This window comes from Pseudomonas sp. SWRI92 (assembly GCF_014268685.1).
Taxonomy (GTDB): Bacteria; Pseudomonadota; Gammaproteobacteria; order Pseudomonadales; family Pseudomonadaceae; genus Aquipseudomonas; species Aquipseudomonas marvdashtae.
In genome coordinates this window covers 17,678-32,520 of the sequence record NZ_JABWQY010000004.1, presented here as the reverse complement: position 1 = coordinate 32,520, position 14,843 = coordinate 17,678, and the positions used below count along the sequence as shown (strand labels likewise).

The window sequence follows — 14,843 nt, the reverse complement described above, 5'->3', positions numbered from 1 at the left end:
GTCAACAAGGGAGAACACAGACCGGAGGGACGTTCATCGTGCATATAGCGGACATCACCATGTTCTACGCCCCCGCCAGCGGCGGCGTGCGCACTTATCTGGATGCCAAGCACCGGCGCCTGGGCAATCGGCCCGGCATACGCCATAGCCTCTTGATTCCCGGCGCGCATTTGAGCGAGCAGGACGGCATCTACAAGGTTCCAGCGCCTCCCCTGCCCTTCGGCAAGGGCTACCGCTTCCCGCTTCGCCTGGCCCCCTGGCGTAATGTCCTGCGCGATCTGCAACCGGATCTGATTGAAGTCGGCGACCCCTATCTCACCGCCTGGGCTGCCCTGGATGCCCGGCGACAGCTGGACGTCCCGGTGATCGGTTTCTATCACTCCGACCTGCCCCTGCTGGTGAGCAACCGCATGGGCAACTGGTTCACGCCCAACATCGAAGCCTATGTCAGCAAGTTGTACGGCAACTTCGACCGGGTATTGGCGCCGAGCCAGGTCATGGCCGATAAGTTGACCGGGCTGGGCGTCAGGAATGTCCATGTGCAGCCTCTGGGTGTCGACCTGCAAACCTTCAACCCCGCCGCGCGAGACCCGGAGCTTAGGGCCGAGCTGGGCATCGCCGAAGACGCGCGATTGTTGATTTTCGCCGGTCGCGGCTCCAAGGAAAAAAACCTGCCGGTGCTGCTCAAGTGCATGCAACGCCTGGGCGAGCGCTATCACCTGTTGCTGGTGGGCTCTTCGATGCCAGCCCTGGTGCCGGACAATGTCACCGTGATCGACGAGTTCTGCCCGGCGCCGCAAGTCGCCCGGCTGATGGCCAGCGCCGACGCGCTGCTGCATGCCGGCGACCAGGAGACGTTCGGCCTGGTCATCCTCGAAGCCATGGCCAGCGGCATTCCGGTGGTGGCGGTCGCGGCGGGCGCGTTCAGCGAAATCGTCCAGGAAGAGTGCGGCCTGTTATGCACGCCCAACAACCCGCAGGCCATGGCCAATGCGGTGCGCCAACTGTTCGCCGAGGGCTGTCAGCAGCGCGGCGCAAGGGCACGCCGCCACGTAGAACGTCATTACGCCTGGGATTCGGTGGTCAACAGCCTGTTGGGCCACTATTACAGCGTGCTGGGCGCAGAGATGCCGCTGCTGGCCAATGGTTGAGGCGAAACCCATGGCGATGACCCGTTCACCCAGCCTGCTGGTGGTGCTTCATGACGTCGCGCCGCAGACCTGGCCCGACTACCAGCCCTTCGTCGAAGCCGTCGACGCCCTCGGCCAAGTGCCAATGACCTGGCTGGTGGTGCCGGATTTCCACCATGCCAACGCTCTGGACGATCATCCGGACTTCAGGCGCTTGCTCGACAGCCGTGTCGAACGCGGCGATGAACTGGTCCTGCATGGTTACTACCATTGCGACGACGGCCCGCCCGCCGTTCATCCCAAGGACTGGTTCATGCGCCGGGTCTATACCCATGAAGGCGAGTTCTACCACTTGTCCGAGGAAGCCGCCCTCACCCGCCTGCACGCAGGCGTTGAACTCTTCCAGCGCTATCAATGGCCGCTGGAAGGCTTTGTCGCGCCGGCCTGGCTGATGAGTGAGGGCACCCGTCGCGCCTTGCGCCAATTGCCCCTGAGTTATACCAGCGACACCCAGCACCTTTACCACTTGCCGGACTTCACCAAGGTCGATGCCCCCGGCCTGGTCTGGAGTGCCCGGAGTGCCTGGCGCCGGGGCCTGTCGAAAATCATCAGCGATCAGCGTCAACAGCGTTGGCGCCAGGCACCGGTGATTCGGCTGGGCCTGCACCCGGTGGATATGCGCCACGACTTTTCCCGAGACTATTGGCTGCAGACGCTGGAGCGTCTGCTTGAGGATGGCCGGGTGCCGATGACCAAGGCCGGCTGGCTGGCAACCCAGGGCCTGCGGGTCAGCAGCGCCGCATGAAACGATTGTTATGGCTGGGCGCCGCCCTGCTCACGGCGTTGCTGGTTCCGATGTTGTTGGGCGGCGGCGAGATGTGGTCACGCGTGCAGCGCTTTCCGCTGTCGTTGTTGCTGATCATGCTCGGCATGATCGTGCTCTGCTGGGGCCTGAACTCGGTGCGCCTGCGCTTGTTGCTGGGTGAACATCGAGGACGCATTGGCGGGCTCAAAAGCATGGGCGTGGTGATGTCCACCGAGTTCGCCATGTGCGCGACACCCGGCGGCAGTGGCGGCCCGTTGACGCTGATGGCGCTGCTGGCGCGCAACGGCGTGCGCCCGGCCCACGGCAGCGCGGTGTTTGCGATGGATCAGTTGAGCGACCTGCTGTTCTTCCTCTGCGCCTTGCTGGGCATTCTGTTCTACGCACTCTTCCAGAATCTCAGCCAACGCATGGAATGGATGCTCGCCCTGAGCGCGATTTCGTTGTTCGGCGGGCTTCTCTGCTGCGCGCTGGTAGCCCGCTATCATCGCCGGCTGATTCTGCTGGGTGCGCGGCTGCTGCGTCATCTAAGGGTGAAATCCACGACCCGTCGGCGCTGGGGCCGCAAGATCCTGAACTTCCTCGCAGCCTTTACCGACACCCTGAAATTGCCCCGGCAGACGCTTTTCCAGGTGTTCGGCCTGACGTGCCTGCACTGGGCCTTGCGCTACAGCGTGTTGTACCTGGCATTGAGAGGGTTGGGAGCGGACTTGCAGTGGGCCTGGAGTTTTCTCATCCAGATGCTCTCCCTCAGCGCCGGGCAGTTCAGCCTGTTACCAGGCGGCGCCGGGGCGGCAGAGCTGACCTCAGCGGCGTTGCTGGCGCCCATGGTGGGCAAATCCACCGCAGCGGCGGCAATCCTGATCTGGCGAGCAGTGACCTATTACTTTTATCTGGTGGCCGGCGGTCCGGTGTTCTTTTTGATGGTCGGACGCCCTCTGATCAAGAAGCTGATCAGGGCCCGACAAGCCTGAGCGCTCAACGCTTGCGTTCGGGATCGTCTGGCGGCGACTGCTTTTGCAGTGTTTCCCACAGCTGGGCAGCGTCGGGAAATTCCGTGCCGTCCTCCGGCCCCAGCGCTTCGGGATCGTAGCGACTCAAGCACCCCTCGCCCATCGTAGGCGGGGCCTTGGCGGTGGCTTTGTCCAAGGGATCGGTCATGGCGTTATGTGTTCCCTCAAGTTTTCCAACAGTCATCGTGGCGAGGGAGCTTGCTCCCTCGCCACGGCGTCAGAACACCACGGTCTTGTTGCCGTGCACCAACACGCGGTCTTCCAAGTGATAACGCAAGCCACGCGCCAGCACCATTTTTTCCACGTCACGACCGAATCGAACCATGTCTTCGATGCTGTCGCTATGGCTGACACGCACCACGTCCTGCTCGATGATCGGGCCGGCGTCGAGCTCTTCGGTCACGTAGTGGCACGTCGCGCCAATCAGCTTCACACCGCGCATCGAAGCCTGGTGGTAGGGCTTGGCACCGACGAACGACGGCAGGAAACTGTGGTGGATATTGATGACCTTATGGGCGTATTCGCTGCACAGCGACGGCGGCAGGATTTGCATGTAGCGCGCCAGCACCACCACCTCGGCATCGTGCTGCTTGACCAGCCGCGAGACTTCGGCGAACGCCGGCTGCTTATCCTGCGGATTGACCGGTACGTGGTAATAAGGAATGCCGTGCCACTCCACCATGCTGCGCAAGTCGTCATGGTTGGAAATCACACAGGCGATGTCGCAATCGAGCTCATCGCTGTGCCAGCGGTGCAACAGGTCAGCCAGGCAATGGGACTCACGGCTGGCCATCAGCACCACGCGTTTTTTCTGCGCGGTATCGGTGATACGCCAGTCCATCGAAAACTCTTCGGCAATCGGGGCAAACGCCTCGCGAAACGCTTCGATGCCAAAGGGCAGCGAGTCGGCGCGGATCTCGTGGCGCATGAAGAACCAGCCACTTTGATTGTCCGAATGGTGGCTTGCTTCAGTGATCCAGCCGTTATGGGACGCCAGAAAGTTACTGACTTTAGCAACGATGCCGACGCGGTCCGGGCAAGCGATCACCAGCCGAAAAGTGCGCATGAGGAAACTCCAGAACTTCGCAAAAGGCGGCCATTCTAGCCATTGCGCAGCAAAACTGCAGTACCCATGAGGCGCCGAGCCCTTCTTGACGCCCGCCGCGTGCAGCTTGCCCCATCACCGAAGGCTATTTGTGTGAACAGCTGCACAGACTGCCTCACATATTAATTCGCAATGCCCGTTTTTGTGGCATTGCACTATTTAATTAAATAAACACGGGTTAAATGTTTACTTGATGAAACTGTCTGATTACTATTGCTTCACTGTCTCCTTGTCACCAGCGTCCTACATAAGGTAGTCCAAATGTCCCTGATCACCGAATACAACGCCACAAAACAAGCAATTGAAGAACTGCAACAACGTCTGGCCGACCTGTCTAAAGACGACAAACTGCAAAAAGAACTGGAATTCGAAGGCAAGCTGCGCACGCTGATGGGCGAGTACTCCAAGTCCCTGCGCGACATCATTGCCCTGCTGGATCCAGAAGCCAAGTCGAGCAAAGCCCCCCGTGGCGCGGTAAAAACCACCGGCACCAAACGCGCTCGCAAAGTTAAGCAGTACAAAAACCCGCACAACGGCGAAGTCATCGAAACCAAAGGTGGCAACCACAAGACTCTGAAAGAGTGGAAAGCCAAGTGGGGCGGTGACGTCGTTGAAGGCTGGGCAACCCTACTGGGCTAAGCCTCGCCGGTCAGCGCTGCTCTTTGCGGGCGACGCTTACGGACCCGAAAACGCCAGTCATTACTGGCGTTTTTTTATGCCCTCATTTCAAGTCCTGACTTCAATCGCCGCATGGCCGCTCAAAGGCTTAAACGTTTACGCAATTGTCGGCTATAACCCTGCCATTGCAGGAGTATCTCTTGCTGCAACGGCGTTGAGAGCCCCATCCACTCAGCCATTGCTTCATCAAAACTTTCCAGAGTATTAGGCGCCCCCCATTCAGGGGACGACAGACGTTGCTGGCAAAATAGTTTCCAGCGTTCCTGTTCGTTCGGATCCAAGCTGTCCGGGAAGTTGCGCGCACGGTATCGAAACAATAATTCCGGCAGGCGTTCGTCGTCGAACGGCCAATGCTCTTGCGCCAGTTGAGCGGGATCGGCCATGCGTACTTGTTCACATAATCGACGATCACGATCACCCAGGAAGCCTGTGTATAACTGCTGCTCGGGATCTTCGCTGGCAGCAAAGTCTTCCTGGCCATAAATGTGTTGGAGTTTATCTTGCCAGAGCTGTTGTGCGTCACTTAGCCGCAGCGCCCGCTCCTGAAAACCGTCCATATCCAGCTGCAACCGATGCTGGTCTTCGGCGCGCAAGACAGTCAGCGGTGCGATGACCGGGCACTTGTTGATATGAATCAGCTTGAGCGGTACCGGGAGTTCCCCATCGAGCAGTTCTTCGCGACGGGTATACAGGCGTTGACGGAGCAACTGCGCATCATGGTCCAGCAACCCCTGGGGATCGAGGTGCAGGTCGCAGACGATCAGGGCGTTGCGGTTCTTCGGATGCCAGGCCAGCGGCAGCACCACACCGATGTAGTTGCGCGCCGCCGAGAAACGCCCGGATATATGCACCATCGGCTGCAACAGGCGGATCTGGTCCAGCACCTTTTGTTTACTGCGCAACTGGAACAGCCAGTCATAGAGCCGTGGTTGCTTCTGGCGGATCAATCGGGCCAGGGCAATCGTCGCGCGCACGTCCGACAACGCGTCATGCGCCTGGCCATGGTCGATGCCGTTGGCGGCGGTCAGGCGTTCCAGCTTGAGGGTGACGCGACCCTCCTCCTGCGGCCAGATAATGCCATCGGGTCGCAACGCGTAGGCAGCGCGCACCAGGTCGATCAAATCCCAGCGACTGTTGCCGCCCTGCCACTCCCGCGCATACGGGTCGAAAAAATTCCGATACAGGCTGTAGCGCGTCATTTCATCGTCGAAGCGCAAGGTGTTGTAGCCGGCGCCACAGGTTCCGGGAGCGGCCAGTTGCGCGTGGACACGGGTCATGAAATCGGCTTCGCTCAAGCCCTTTTCGGACAGGCATGCCGGGGTGATACCGGTAATCGCGCAGGCCGCCGGATGAGGCAGGATATCGTCGCTGGGCCGGCAATAGAGGTTTACCGGTTCGTCGATTTCATTGAGTTCGAAATCGGTACGGATCCCCGCCACCTGCAAGGGTCGGTCGCAACGCGGATTGATGCCGGTGGTTTCGTAGTCGTACCAGAAGATGGAAGTCACGGGGGGTTCCTGAGCTGAGGACTGGCGAAGTCTAGGCGTTCGAACCCGGCGCCCGCCAGCATTGCCGTCGTTGAATCATGTTGCAGGCGGTTAAATGACCCACACACTGTATCGTGTGCCCGCCAGAAGACTGCTAGCATCTGGGCCGAGATCGAACGTCCGAACCGGTCCATCACAGGTAGCCCATGCCCGAGACACCAGCACTGCAAAGGAACGCGCCGCTGCCGCCGCCACTGGACACGCGCTACCAGGTAGAAACGCCCGAAGGCATTGACCTGCCGCTGCGCCCGGCGGGGCTGATGCCTCGCGCGCTGGCCTTCGCCATCGACCTGGGCATACGCGGGCTGGTGCTGGGCCTTTTCTTTATCGTCCTGGCATTCTTCGGTGAACTGGGGATCGGCCTGGGTTCGATCCTGCTGTTTGTCGTCAGCTGGTGGTACATGGTGCTGTTCGAAGTGCTGAACCAAGGCCGTTCTCCCGGCAAGCAGATGATGGGGTTGCGCGTTGTGCAGGACGACGGCAGGCCGATCGGCTGGTCCGCATCGCTGATTCGCAACCTGCTGCGCTTCGTCGACATGCTGCCCTTCGGCTACACCTTCGGGGCAATCTGTTGCCTGCAGAACCCTACCTTCAAACGCCTGGGGGACTTGGCGGCCGGCACTTTGGTGGTCTATCGCGAGCAACCGGTCAAACGCCCCGTACTGCCTTCCGCCCGTTCGATACGGCCGCCTTTTGCCTTGGGCCTGGCTGAACAACGCGCCGTGCTGGGTTTCGCCGAGCGCCAGGCAGAACTGTCCGAGGCACGAGTCACCGAACTGGCAACGATCCTCGCCACGCCGCTCAAAGTGCATCCGACAGGCGCCGTGGCCGAACTCAACGGCATTGCCCGCGGCCTGCTGGGGCCAATATGAAGCAAAGCCTGTTCGAAAGTCGCCACCAAGCGCAATGGGACCAGTTGTCCCGGCTGCTCGACCAGTTGGAACGCAGCCGTAGCGTTGCCCACAGCAGCGACTTTCCTCACGCTTATCGACGACTCTGCCATCATCTGGCGCTGGCACAGACGCGCGGTTACAGCAGCCTGCTGGTGGATGCGTTGCAGCAACTGGCGCTGCGCGGCCACCAGCAACTCTATCGGGATCGCAGCCACCCCTCGACCAGCGTGTCGGCCTTTATCCTGGCCGGTTTCCCCCAACTGGTGCGCGCACAATGGCGGTTCGTCCTGGCGGCTGGCCTGATGTTCCTGGGTAGCCTGATCGGCATCGGGGTATTGGTCTATCTGTTTCCCGAACTGGTCTATAGCCTCCTGAGCGTCGAGGAAATCAGCGGGATGCGCGCCATGTACGATCCGGCGGCGGGGCACCTGGGACGCTCGATCGAGCGAGCCGCCAGCGAGGATTGGGCCATGTTCGGTTATTACATCATGCACAACATCGGCATTGCCTTTCAGACCTTTGCCAGTGGCTTGCTGTTTGGCCTGGGCAGCGCGTTTTTCCTGTTTTTCAACGGCCTGACTATCGGGGCGGTGGCCGGGCACCTCACCCAGATCGGCTCCGGCGCAACGTTCTGGTCCTTCGTGATCGGCCACGGCGCCTTCGAACTCACTGCCATCGTGCTGGCCGGCGCCGCGGGCCTGCATTTGGGCTGGGCGTTGATCGCGCCGGGGCGCCTCACCCGCGGTGAAGCCTTGCGGCTCGCCGCGGGCAAAAGCGTGCTGATGATCGGCGGCGTGATATTGCTGTTGCTGATCGCCGCATTCGTCGAGGCCTACTGGTCCTCCAGCGCGGTGACACCGGCCACCAAATACACCGTCGGCGCATTGTTGTGGCTGCTGGTGCTCGGTTACCTGCTGTTTGCCGGACGAGGCCACCATGCGCCTGAGTGACGCCACCGTCGTCATCCGTCCACGTACCACTTGGGAAGCCATGGACCTGGGTGTGCTGATGAGCCAGCGGCATCGGCGACTACTGATGACCAGCTGGGCGCTTGTCACGCTGCCGGTCTATGCGCTGCTGGCATTGTTGCTGTGGGATTCGCCGTCCCTGGTAATGTTTATATTCTGGTGGCTGAAACCAGCCTTCGACCGGCTGCCCTTGTACATCTTGTCCAAGGCGCTGTTTGGCGAGACGCCCACCTTGAAGCAGGCCTTGCGCCAATGGCCGGCTTTGCTCAAGCCCCAATTGCTGGCCAGCCTGACCTGGCGCCGGCTGAGCCCGAGCCGCAGCTTCCTGATGCCCGTCGTGCAACTCGAAGGGCTTGCCGGCGAAGCGCGGGAGCAGCGTTTGCGGGTGTTACTTCAACGCAACGGCGGTGCGGCGCAATGGCTGACCATCATCGGCGTGCACCTGGAAATGGCCCTGTGGTTCGGCCTGATGGCGCTGTTCTATTTGTTCATACCGCAGCAGGTCGAGTTGGAATGGGACTGGCAGACATTGATCGCCGTTGCCGAGCACGACTGGTTATGGCTCGAACACCTGATCAACTTGCTCTATCCGCTGCTGCTGATTCTTTGGGAGCCGGTGTACGTCGCCTGCGGCTTCAGCCTCTACCTGAACCGGCGCACCATGCTTGAGGCCTGGGACATCGAATTGGTATTCCGCCGACTGCGCCAGCGCCTGAGCGCCGTAGCGCCGATGCTGATACTGCTGGCATTGACCCTGCTACCGCTGGCGCCACCGGCCTGGGCCGCCGAAGACAGCAACGCGCCCGACAGTCCCCGACTGCTCAACCAACCGCTTACCAGCGAGGCCTCCCGGGACAGCATCAAGACGATCCTCGAAGCCCCACCGTTCAAGAATCCGGAAACAGTCACCCGTTATCGTTTCGGTGAAGAGCAAACCAGCGAGTCAACCGAGGCTGGCCAAGCCCCGGGCTGGCTCAAATCGATGTTCGAATGGAGCGCCAAACGCTTCGACACCATCGCCACGCTGATCCAAGTAGTGCTCTGGGCCGCGCTGGTGGGCGCGGTCGTCTGGCTGGGCTGGCATTATCGCGAGCGACTCAAGGCCCTGGTGAACCTGCGCCCGACGAAGCGCCTGAGCGCAGAGCGGCCCACGCCCGCCCGAATGTTCGGCCTGGATATTCGTGAGGAAAGCCTGCCGGACGACGTCGCGACCAGCGCCGAGCAGCTATGGTCCGGTGCTCCCCGAGAGGCGCTGGGCTTGCTGTATCGAGCATTGCTGAGCCGTTTGCACCATGAGTTCGACGTTCCTCTGAAACCCGCCGATACCGAAGGCCAAGTGTTGCAACGTGTCGAACAGCTCCAGCACGAGCACTTGTTGGTCTTCAGCAATAACCTGACGCTGCACTGGCAGAACATTGCCTATGGGCACCGTGCCCCGCCGCCCCATCTGCAACAGGAACTGTGCAATGGATGGCGTCAGCTGTTCGGCCCGGGGGCGTCCCGATGAGCCGGCGCACAGGGTTGCTGATCGGGGTCGGGGTCGCCGCGTTGACCGGTGCCTTGGCCATTTACCTGTACCTCAAGGCCGTGCCTTATCAGGAAGTCATCGAGCATGGCCCCTCCCCCGAGGCTCAGGCCAATCCCTACCTGGCCGCCGAACACTTCTTGCGCAAGCACGGCATCAACGTCGAGCATGCCAACAGCCTGGACGTCCTGCCGACCCTGGAGCCGCACCAGCGCAGCCTGTTGCTGCTGGGCGAACGCAGCAACATGACCCCACGGGACGTCGACCAGTTGATGAATTGGACCCGCGCCGGAGGGCGTCTGCTGTTCGTTGCCGAGGCCCTGTGGGATGACAGCACCGGCAGCAGCGGCGATCTACTGCTGGACCGCGTGCGCCTGCGCCAGTTGCTGAGCAAGGACCTCAAGGAGCCCGATCCGGAGCTCATCAAGGACCCCTACCCGAAACTGACCAAGCTGTACCTGGAGGACGAAGAGGCGCCGGCCTATCTCGGCTTCGACACCGACTTCCACCTTGAAGACCCGCTGAACCTTGTCCAGGCCTGGGCCAACAGTGCGCAGGCGACCCACTTGATGCAACTGAACCACGGCCTGGGCACGATCACCGTGCTCACCGACGCCGAGCTGTGGAAGAACGACCAGATCGACCAATACGACAACGCCTGGCTGCTCTGGTACCTGAGCGCCGACACGGACGTCACGCTGCTATTCAATACCGACCATGACAATCTGCTGACCTTGCTGCTGCGCTATTTCCCCCAGGCCTTGGTGGCGCTGCTGGCCCTGGTTGCCCTGTGGTTCTGGCGTTCGGCGGTGCGCCATGGTCCGCTGCAACAACCGGCGCCCAAGGCGCGCCGCCAACTGCAAGAACACCTGCAAGCCAGCGCCGCGTTCCATCTGCGTCATAACGGTCAACAACAGCTGCTGCAGACCTTGCAGCAGGACGTGCTGCGTCGGGCTCGCCAGCTTCATCCGGGCTTCGAGCAATTGGTCGTCGCCGATCAATGGCAGGTGCTTGCGCGCCTGACTCGCCAACCCACCCGAACCATCAGCCAGGCCCTCAGCCCCCGGCCGAAACAGCGCTTGTCCAGCGCCGAGTTCTGCCGCCAGGTCACCCTTTTGCAAACCCTTAGGAATGCCTTATAGATTTTTCCGCAGAAAGATCCGCAAAAACACTGGAGATAACCTATCGTACGGTATCCCTATAGCTAGTAATAACAGGCGTTATAGGACGTTTTATTTTCCGCAAAAATTTCCGCAGGCATTACCCAAAAAATAGCCGTTTGTGTTCGCTGGAAGCAAAACGATGATCACTTCGAAAACGTACCTTGATCCCGTACTGCCAGAAAATCTGCCCGACTCGATCATTCAGGCCGCGGATCAGTTGCCGCGCAAGGCAGAATTTCTTGCCGGACGGCTGGCCGATGAGACATCCAGGCAATTGGCGGGCCTGTTGCGCATCACCAATACCTATTATTCGAACCTGATCGAAGGACATCGCACCGAGATTGCCGAGCTGCAGGCTGCTCGCACGACTCCGAAACGGAAAAGAAAGGCACTCAAAGAGCTGGCCGTGCAACACATGACGCAGCAGGAGGTGATGGAGCGGCTGCTTCGCATGCGACCAACGGAGAGTTTCTCCGCCCTGTTCGATCCGAAGTTAATCACGGCCATCCATCGTCGATTGTTCAAGGACGCTTCCACGCAGGAACTGACCCTGAGCGATGGGCGCCTGATGGAACCCGGCAGGCTGCGGGCCGAAGAGAATGAACAGGTCCAGGTCGGCGCACATGTCGCTCCAGCGGCGGTCGTTGTATTACCCATGCTTGAACATCTGCAGTTGCACTACGGACGAATCAGGGATCCGCGGCGCCAATTGATCGCAGCCCTGGCCGGCCATCACCGGGTGGCGCTTGTTCACCCCTTCCTGGACGGCAATGGTCGAGTGATTCGGATGCTCACCCACCTGCAACTGGTTCACCTGGGGCTAAAACCTTTCCTCTGGTCGCTGTCTCGCGGACTGGCTCGCAGGCAAGAAGACTACTATCGCTTCCTGGCCTTGGCTGATCGCCCTCGTGAAGGTGACTGTGACGGGCGCGGCCAACTTTCACAGCGTCATTACTTCAATTTCATCGAATTCATGCTCGATGTCTGCCACGACCAGATTGAATACATGACCACCTCGCTAAACCCAGCCAGGTTGCGCGAGCAGGTTGTTCATGTGTTTTCAACGGACCCTGAGCTTCGCCGTGTCGGCATCCGGCCCACCAGTGCTGCTGCCGTGCTGGCGCTACTCACCCAAGGGGCTATGCCGCGTGCGGAGTTCAAGGTGTTCACAGGCTTGAAGGACCGGCTGGCAACGGAAGAACTGGGGCGCCTGATCGAAGCGGGGATCGTGGTCAGCGGCACCCCCCGGTCCCGGACGGTGGAAGCGGGCTTGCCGGCACGCTTCGCCGGGTTGATCTTTCCAAACCTGCATTTGCAAATGGGCTAAGGTGTGCCGGCGACTCAGCTATCACCGCCCGGCACTGAAGGATGAAAGCGTTAGATCACGAGTAAATAGGATTTAACCGTTAGGAGAACGCAAGAATTGACGACTGAACAGAACGAACCTGCCGCCGGCCAGACCCACGCCGCCCAACAGCGCCAGCGTGCCAGTCAGTTGGCCCAGGCCATCCGCACCGAATTGCACAAGGCGGTGGTCGGCCAGGGCGCGGTGATCGACGATGTGCTCACGGCGCTGATCGCCGGTGGTCATGTCCTGCTCGAAGGCGTTCCCGGCCTGGGCAAGACCTTGCTGGTGCGGGCCCTGGCTCGCTGTTTTGGCGGCGAGTTCGCGCGCATACAGTTCACCCCGGACCTGATGCCCAGCGACGTTACCGGCCACGCGGTATACGACTTGCAGACCGAGCAGTTCAAACTGCGCAAGGGGCCGGTGTTCACCAACCTGCTGCTGGCCGACGAGATCAACCGCGCGCCGGCCAAGACCCAGGCCGCACTGCTCGAAGCCATGCAGGAACGCCAGGTCACCCTCGAAGGCCGCGCCTTGCCCATCGCTCAACCGTTCATGGTGCTTGCCACCCAGAACCCTATCGAACAGGAAGGCACCTACCCACTGCCGGAGGCCGAGCTCGACCGCTTCATGCTCAAGGTGCGCATGGATTACCCCGACGCCGACCAGGAATTGAACATGGTGCGCCAGGTCAGTCGCTCGACCCGCGCCGACATGCTCGACGTGCAACCATTGCGCACGGTGTTGCAGGCCAAGGATGTGCAAGCGCTGCAACGCATTGCCAGCGACCTGCCGATGGACGACCAGGTGCTCGACTACGCCGTGCGCCTGGCCCGCAGCACCCGCACCTGGCCAGGCCTGACCCTGGGCGCCGGGCCTCGGGCTTCGATTGCACTGGTGCGTTGCGCCCGCGCCCGGGCGTTGTTGCGTGGGGGTGAATTCGTGGTGCCGGACGACATCAAGGGCTGCGCCCTGGCCGTGCTGCGCCATCGTGTGCGGCTGGCGCCGGAGCTGGACATCGAAGGGCTGTCGGTGGACCAGGTGCTGGGGCAACTGCTCGACCAAGTGCCGGCGCCACGGTTGTGAGCATCGATAGAGTGATGAACATACTTATTGGGGGAAAGGAAACTCCTGTGGCAAGGGGATATATCTGTGGCGAGGGGATTTATCCCCGTTGGGCTGCGAAGCAGCCCCAAAACAATCAGCTCAATCGGCCTGACACACCGAGTTGCCTGGCTTTAGGGCCGCTTCGCGCCCCAGCGGGGATAAATCCCCTCGCCACAAAAGCCCGCTCTGCATCTCCTCTAAAGGGAATGTGTCGATGAAACCCTCGCGCCTGCTGCTGACCTGGCTGGCGATTCTGCTGGCCGTCGGCATCGTGCTGGGTGCATTGCGTGCGCTGGGTGTCGCGGTGCCTGAAACGCTGCTGTCGATCCATTGGGGGTTGCTGCTGGCCTTGCTGGCCTTGGCGATACTCGACGCGGTGCGCCTGCGACGCTTGCCCTCGCCACGCGTACAACGGCAAATGCCTGGCAGCCTGGCGCTGGGCCGCTGGAGCGAAGTGCGCCTGACGATCAGCCACGACTTTACCCAGCCGCTGGAAACGGTGGTTTTCGATCACTTGCCCGACGGCCTGAGCTTTGAACACTTGCCTCTGTCCGCTGAGCTACAGCCCGGTCAGCTCACCCAACTCGGCTACCGCGTTCGCCCACTCAAACGCGGTCACTTCACCTTCGAACACTGCGAGATCAACCTGCCCAGCCCGCTAGGCCTGTGGAGCGACAAACGCCTGATCAAGGTGCTCGACAACACCCGCGTCTACCCGGATTTCGCCCGGTTGTACGATGGCCAACTGTTGGCCGTGGACAACTGGCTCAGCCAACTCGGCATCCGTCAGCGCCAACGCCGCGGCCAGGGCCAGGAATTCCATCAGCTACGTGAATTTCGCGAAGGCGACAGCCTGCGCCAGATCGACTGGAAAGCCACCGCACGCCACCGCACGCCCATCGCCCGGGAATACGAAGACGAGCGCGATCAGCAGATCATCTTCATGCTCGATTGCGGCCGGCGCATGCGCAGCCAGGACGGCGAGCTGGCGCATTTCGATCACGCCCTCAACGCCTGCCTGCTGCTCAGCTACACCGCGCTGCGCCAGGGCGACGCCGTGGGCCTGAGTACGTTCGCCAGCGAACAGCCACGCTATCTCGCGCCGGTCAAAGGCACCGGCCAGCTCAACGTATTGCTCAATACTGTCTACGACCTCGACAGCAGCCAACGTCCCGCCGACTACCAGGCTGCCGTCACCCAACTGCTCGCCCGGCAGAAACGCCGCGCCCTGGTGGTGCTGGTGACCAACCTGCGGGATGAAGACGATGAAGAACTGCTGACCGCCGTGAAACGGCTGGGCCAACGGCACCGGGTATTGGTGGCGAGCCTGCGGGAAGAGGCACTCGACCGGCTGCGCCAGGCGCCGGTCCAGACACTGCCCGAGGCGCTGGCCTATTGCGGGACGGTGGAGTATTCGAATGCCCGGGCCACGCTGCATGAACGGCTGAGCGCCCATGGGATGACGGTGCTGCAAGCCCGGCCCGGGGAGTTGGGGGCCGAGCTGGTGACGTTGTATCTGGGGTGGAAGAAGGCGGGGGATTTGTAA

Annotated in this window: 14 protein-coding genes; 11 read left to right on the top strand and 3 right to left on the bottom strand. The window is 61.4% G+C overall.

Features of this window, described 5'->3' with window-relative positions:
* The first annotated feature begins 59 nt into the window (after positions 1–59).
* The 3 genes from HU762_RS08870 to HU762_RS08860 are packed head-to-tail and all read left to right on the top strand — an operon-like array spanning position 60 to position 2,927.
* A complete protein-coding gene (locus HU762_RS08870) occupies positions 60–1,151 on the top strand; it encodes a glycosyltransferase family 1 protein (RefSeq protein ID WP_186611684.1) in 1,092 nt (363 codons plus the stop codon).
* Positions 1,144–1,935, top strand: a complete 792-nt coding sequence (locus HU762_RS08865; protein ID WP_186635561.1) for a DUF2334 domain-containing protein — start codon at positions 1,144–1,146, stop codon at positions 1,933–1,935. Before HU762_RS08870 ends, HU762_RS08865 begins: the two co-directional genes overlap by 8 nt.
* Complete coding sequence (locus HU762_RS08860; RefSeq protein ID WP_186635558.1) at positions 1,932–2,927, top strand: lysylphosphatidylglycerol synthase transmembrane domain-containing protein; 996 nt, start codon at positions 1,932–1,934, stop codon at positions 2,925–2,927. The genes HU762_RS08865 and HU762_RS08860 overlap by 4 nt, the downstream gene beginning before the upstream one ends.
* A gap of 4 nt (positions 2,928–2,931) precedes the next feature.
* On the opposite strand, the gene HU762_RS08855 is transcribed toward HU762_RS08860, so the two are convergent.
* Entirely contained in the window at positions 2,932–3,114 is a 183-nt protein-coding gene (locus HU762_RS08855; RefSeq protein ID WP_186635555.1) for a hypothetical protein, read from the bottom strand.
* 69 nt (positions 3,115–3,183) lie between these two features.
* Complete coding sequence (purU, locus tag HU762_RS08850) at positions 3,184–4,032, bottom strand: formyltetrahydrofolate deformylase (RefSeq protein WP_039591673.1); 849 nt, start codon at positions 4,030–4,032, stop codon at positions 3,184–3,186.
* 300 nt (positions 4,033–4,332) lie between these two features.
* On the opposite strand from purU, the gene mvaT reads away from it, so the two are divergent.
* Entirely contained in the window at positions 4,333–4,710 is a 378-nt protein-coding gene (gene mvaT / locus HU762_RS08845) for a histone-like nucleoid-structuring protein MvaT (protein ID WP_186611687.1), read from the top strand.
* 119 nt (positions 4,711–4,829) lie between these two features.
* On the opposite strand, the gene sbcB is transcribed toward mvaT, so the two are convergent.
* Positions 4,830–6,257 carry an exodeoxyribonuclease I gene (gene sbcB / locus HU762_RS08840; protein ID WP_186635552.1) on the bottom strand — a complete coding sequence of 476 codons (1,428 nt, stop codon included), beginning with the start codon at positions 6,255–6,257 and terminating at the stop codon, positions 4,830–4,832.
* A 185-nt stretch (positions 6,258–6,442) separates the two neighbouring features.
* Between sbcB and HU762_RS08835 the strand changes: the two genes are divergently transcribed.
* The 7 genes from HU762_RS08835 (at position 6,443) to HU762_RS08805 (ending at position 14,843) form a co-directional block, all read left to right on the top strand.
* Positions 6,443–7,168: an RDD family protein gene (locus HU762_RS08835; protein WP_186635549.1), complete on the top strand. Its 726-nt coding sequence runs from the start codon at positions 6,443–6,445 to the stop codon at positions 7,166–7,168.
* Positions 7,165–8,139 carry a stage II sporulation protein M gene (locus HU762_RS08830; protein ID WP_186635546.1) on the top strand — a complete coding sequence of 325 codons (975 nt, stop codon included), beginning with the start codon at positions 7,165–7,167 and terminating at the stop codon, positions 8,137–8,139. Before HU762_RS08835 ends, HU762_RS08830 begins: the two co-directional genes overlap by 4 nt.
* Positions 8,126–9,664, top strand: coding sequence for a DUF4129 domain-containing protein (locus HU762_RS08825; protein WP_186635543.1), 1,539 nt, complete (start codon positions 8,126–8,128; stop codon positions 9,662–9,664). Before HU762_RS08830 ends, HU762_RS08825 begins: the two co-directional genes overlap by 14 nt.
* A complete protein-coding gene (locus HU762_RS08820) occupies positions 9,661–10,824 on the top strand; it encodes a DUF4350 domain-containing protein (RefSeq protein ID WP_186635540.1) in 1,164 nt (387 codons plus the stop codon). The genes HU762_RS08825 and HU762_RS08820 overlap by 4 nt, the downstream gene beginning before the upstream one ends.
* Positions 10,825–10,984: 160 nt before the next feature.
* Positions 10,985–12,172: a Fic family protein gene (locus tag HU762_RS08815; protein ID WP_186635537.1), complete on the top strand. Its 1,188-nt coding sequence runs from the start codon at positions 10,985–10,987 to the stop codon at positions 12,170–12,172.
* A gap of 96 nt (positions 12,173–12,268) precedes the next feature.
* Positions 12,269–13,276 carry a MoxR family ATPase gene (locus tag HU762_RS08810; protein WP_186635534.1) on the top strand — a complete coding sequence of 336 codons (1,008 nt, stop codon included), beginning with the start codon at positions 12,269–12,271 and terminating at the stop codon, positions 13,274–13,276.
* 235 nt (positions 13,277–13,511) lie between these two features.
* On the top strand, positions 13,512–14,843 hold the full coding sequence (locus HU762_RS08805) for a DUF58 domain-containing protein (RefSeq protein ID WP_186635531.1): 1,332 nt from the start codon (positions 13,512–13,514) through the stop codon (positions 14,841–14,843).

Excerpts from the sequence above, each read along its gene's own strand:
- mvaT (WP_186611687.1), top strand. The coding sequence starts at position 4,333 with ATGTCCCTGATCACCGAATACAACGCCACAAAACAAGCAATTGAAGAA.
- HU762_RS08865 (WP_186635561.1), top strand. The coding sequence starts at position 1,144 with ATGGTTGAGGCGAAACCCATGGCGATGACCCGTTCACCCAGCCTGCTG.
- HU762_RS08860 (WP_186635558.1), top strand. The coding sequence starts at position 1,932 with ATGAAACGATTGTTATGGCTGGGCGCCGCCCTGCTCACGGCGTTGCTG.
- HU762_RS08815 (WP_186635537.1), top strand. The coding sequence starts at position 10,985 with ATGATCACTTCGAAAACGTACCTTGATCCCGTACTGCCAGAAAATCTG.
- HU762_RS08805 (WP_186635531.1), top strand. The coding sequence starts at position 13,512 with ATGAAACCCTCGCGCCTGCTGCTGACCTGGCTGGCGATTCTGCTGGCC.
- HU762_RS08855 (WP_186635555.1), bottom strand. The coding sequence starts at position 3,114 with ATGACCGATCCCTTGGACAAAGCCACCGCCAAGGCCCCGCCTACGATG.
- HU762_RS08870 (WP_186611684.1), top strand. The coding sequence starts at position 60 with ATGTTCTACGCCCCCGCCAGCGGCGGCGTGCGCACTTATCTGGATGCC.
- HU762_RS08835 (WP_186635549.1), top strand. The coding sequence starts at position 6,443 with ATGCCCGAGACACCAGCACTGCAAAGGAACGCGCCGCTGCCGCCGCCA.
- purU (WP_039591673.1), bottom strand. The coding sequence starts at position 4,032 with ATGCGCACTTTTCGGCTGGTGATCGCTTGCCCGGACCGCGTCGGCATC.
- HU762_RS08825 (WP_186635543.1), top strand. The coding sequence starts at position 8,126 with ATGCGCCTGAGTGACGCCACCGTCGTCATCCGTCCACGTACCACTTGG.
- HU762_RS08820 (WP_186635540.1), top strand. The coding sequence starts at position 9,661 with ATGAGCCGGCGCACAGGGTTGCTGATCGGGGTCGGGGTCGCCGCGTTG.
- HU762_RS08830 (WP_186635546.1), top strand. The coding sequence starts at position 7,165 with ATGAAGCAAAGCCTGTTCGAAAGTCGCCACCAAGCGCAATGGGACCAG.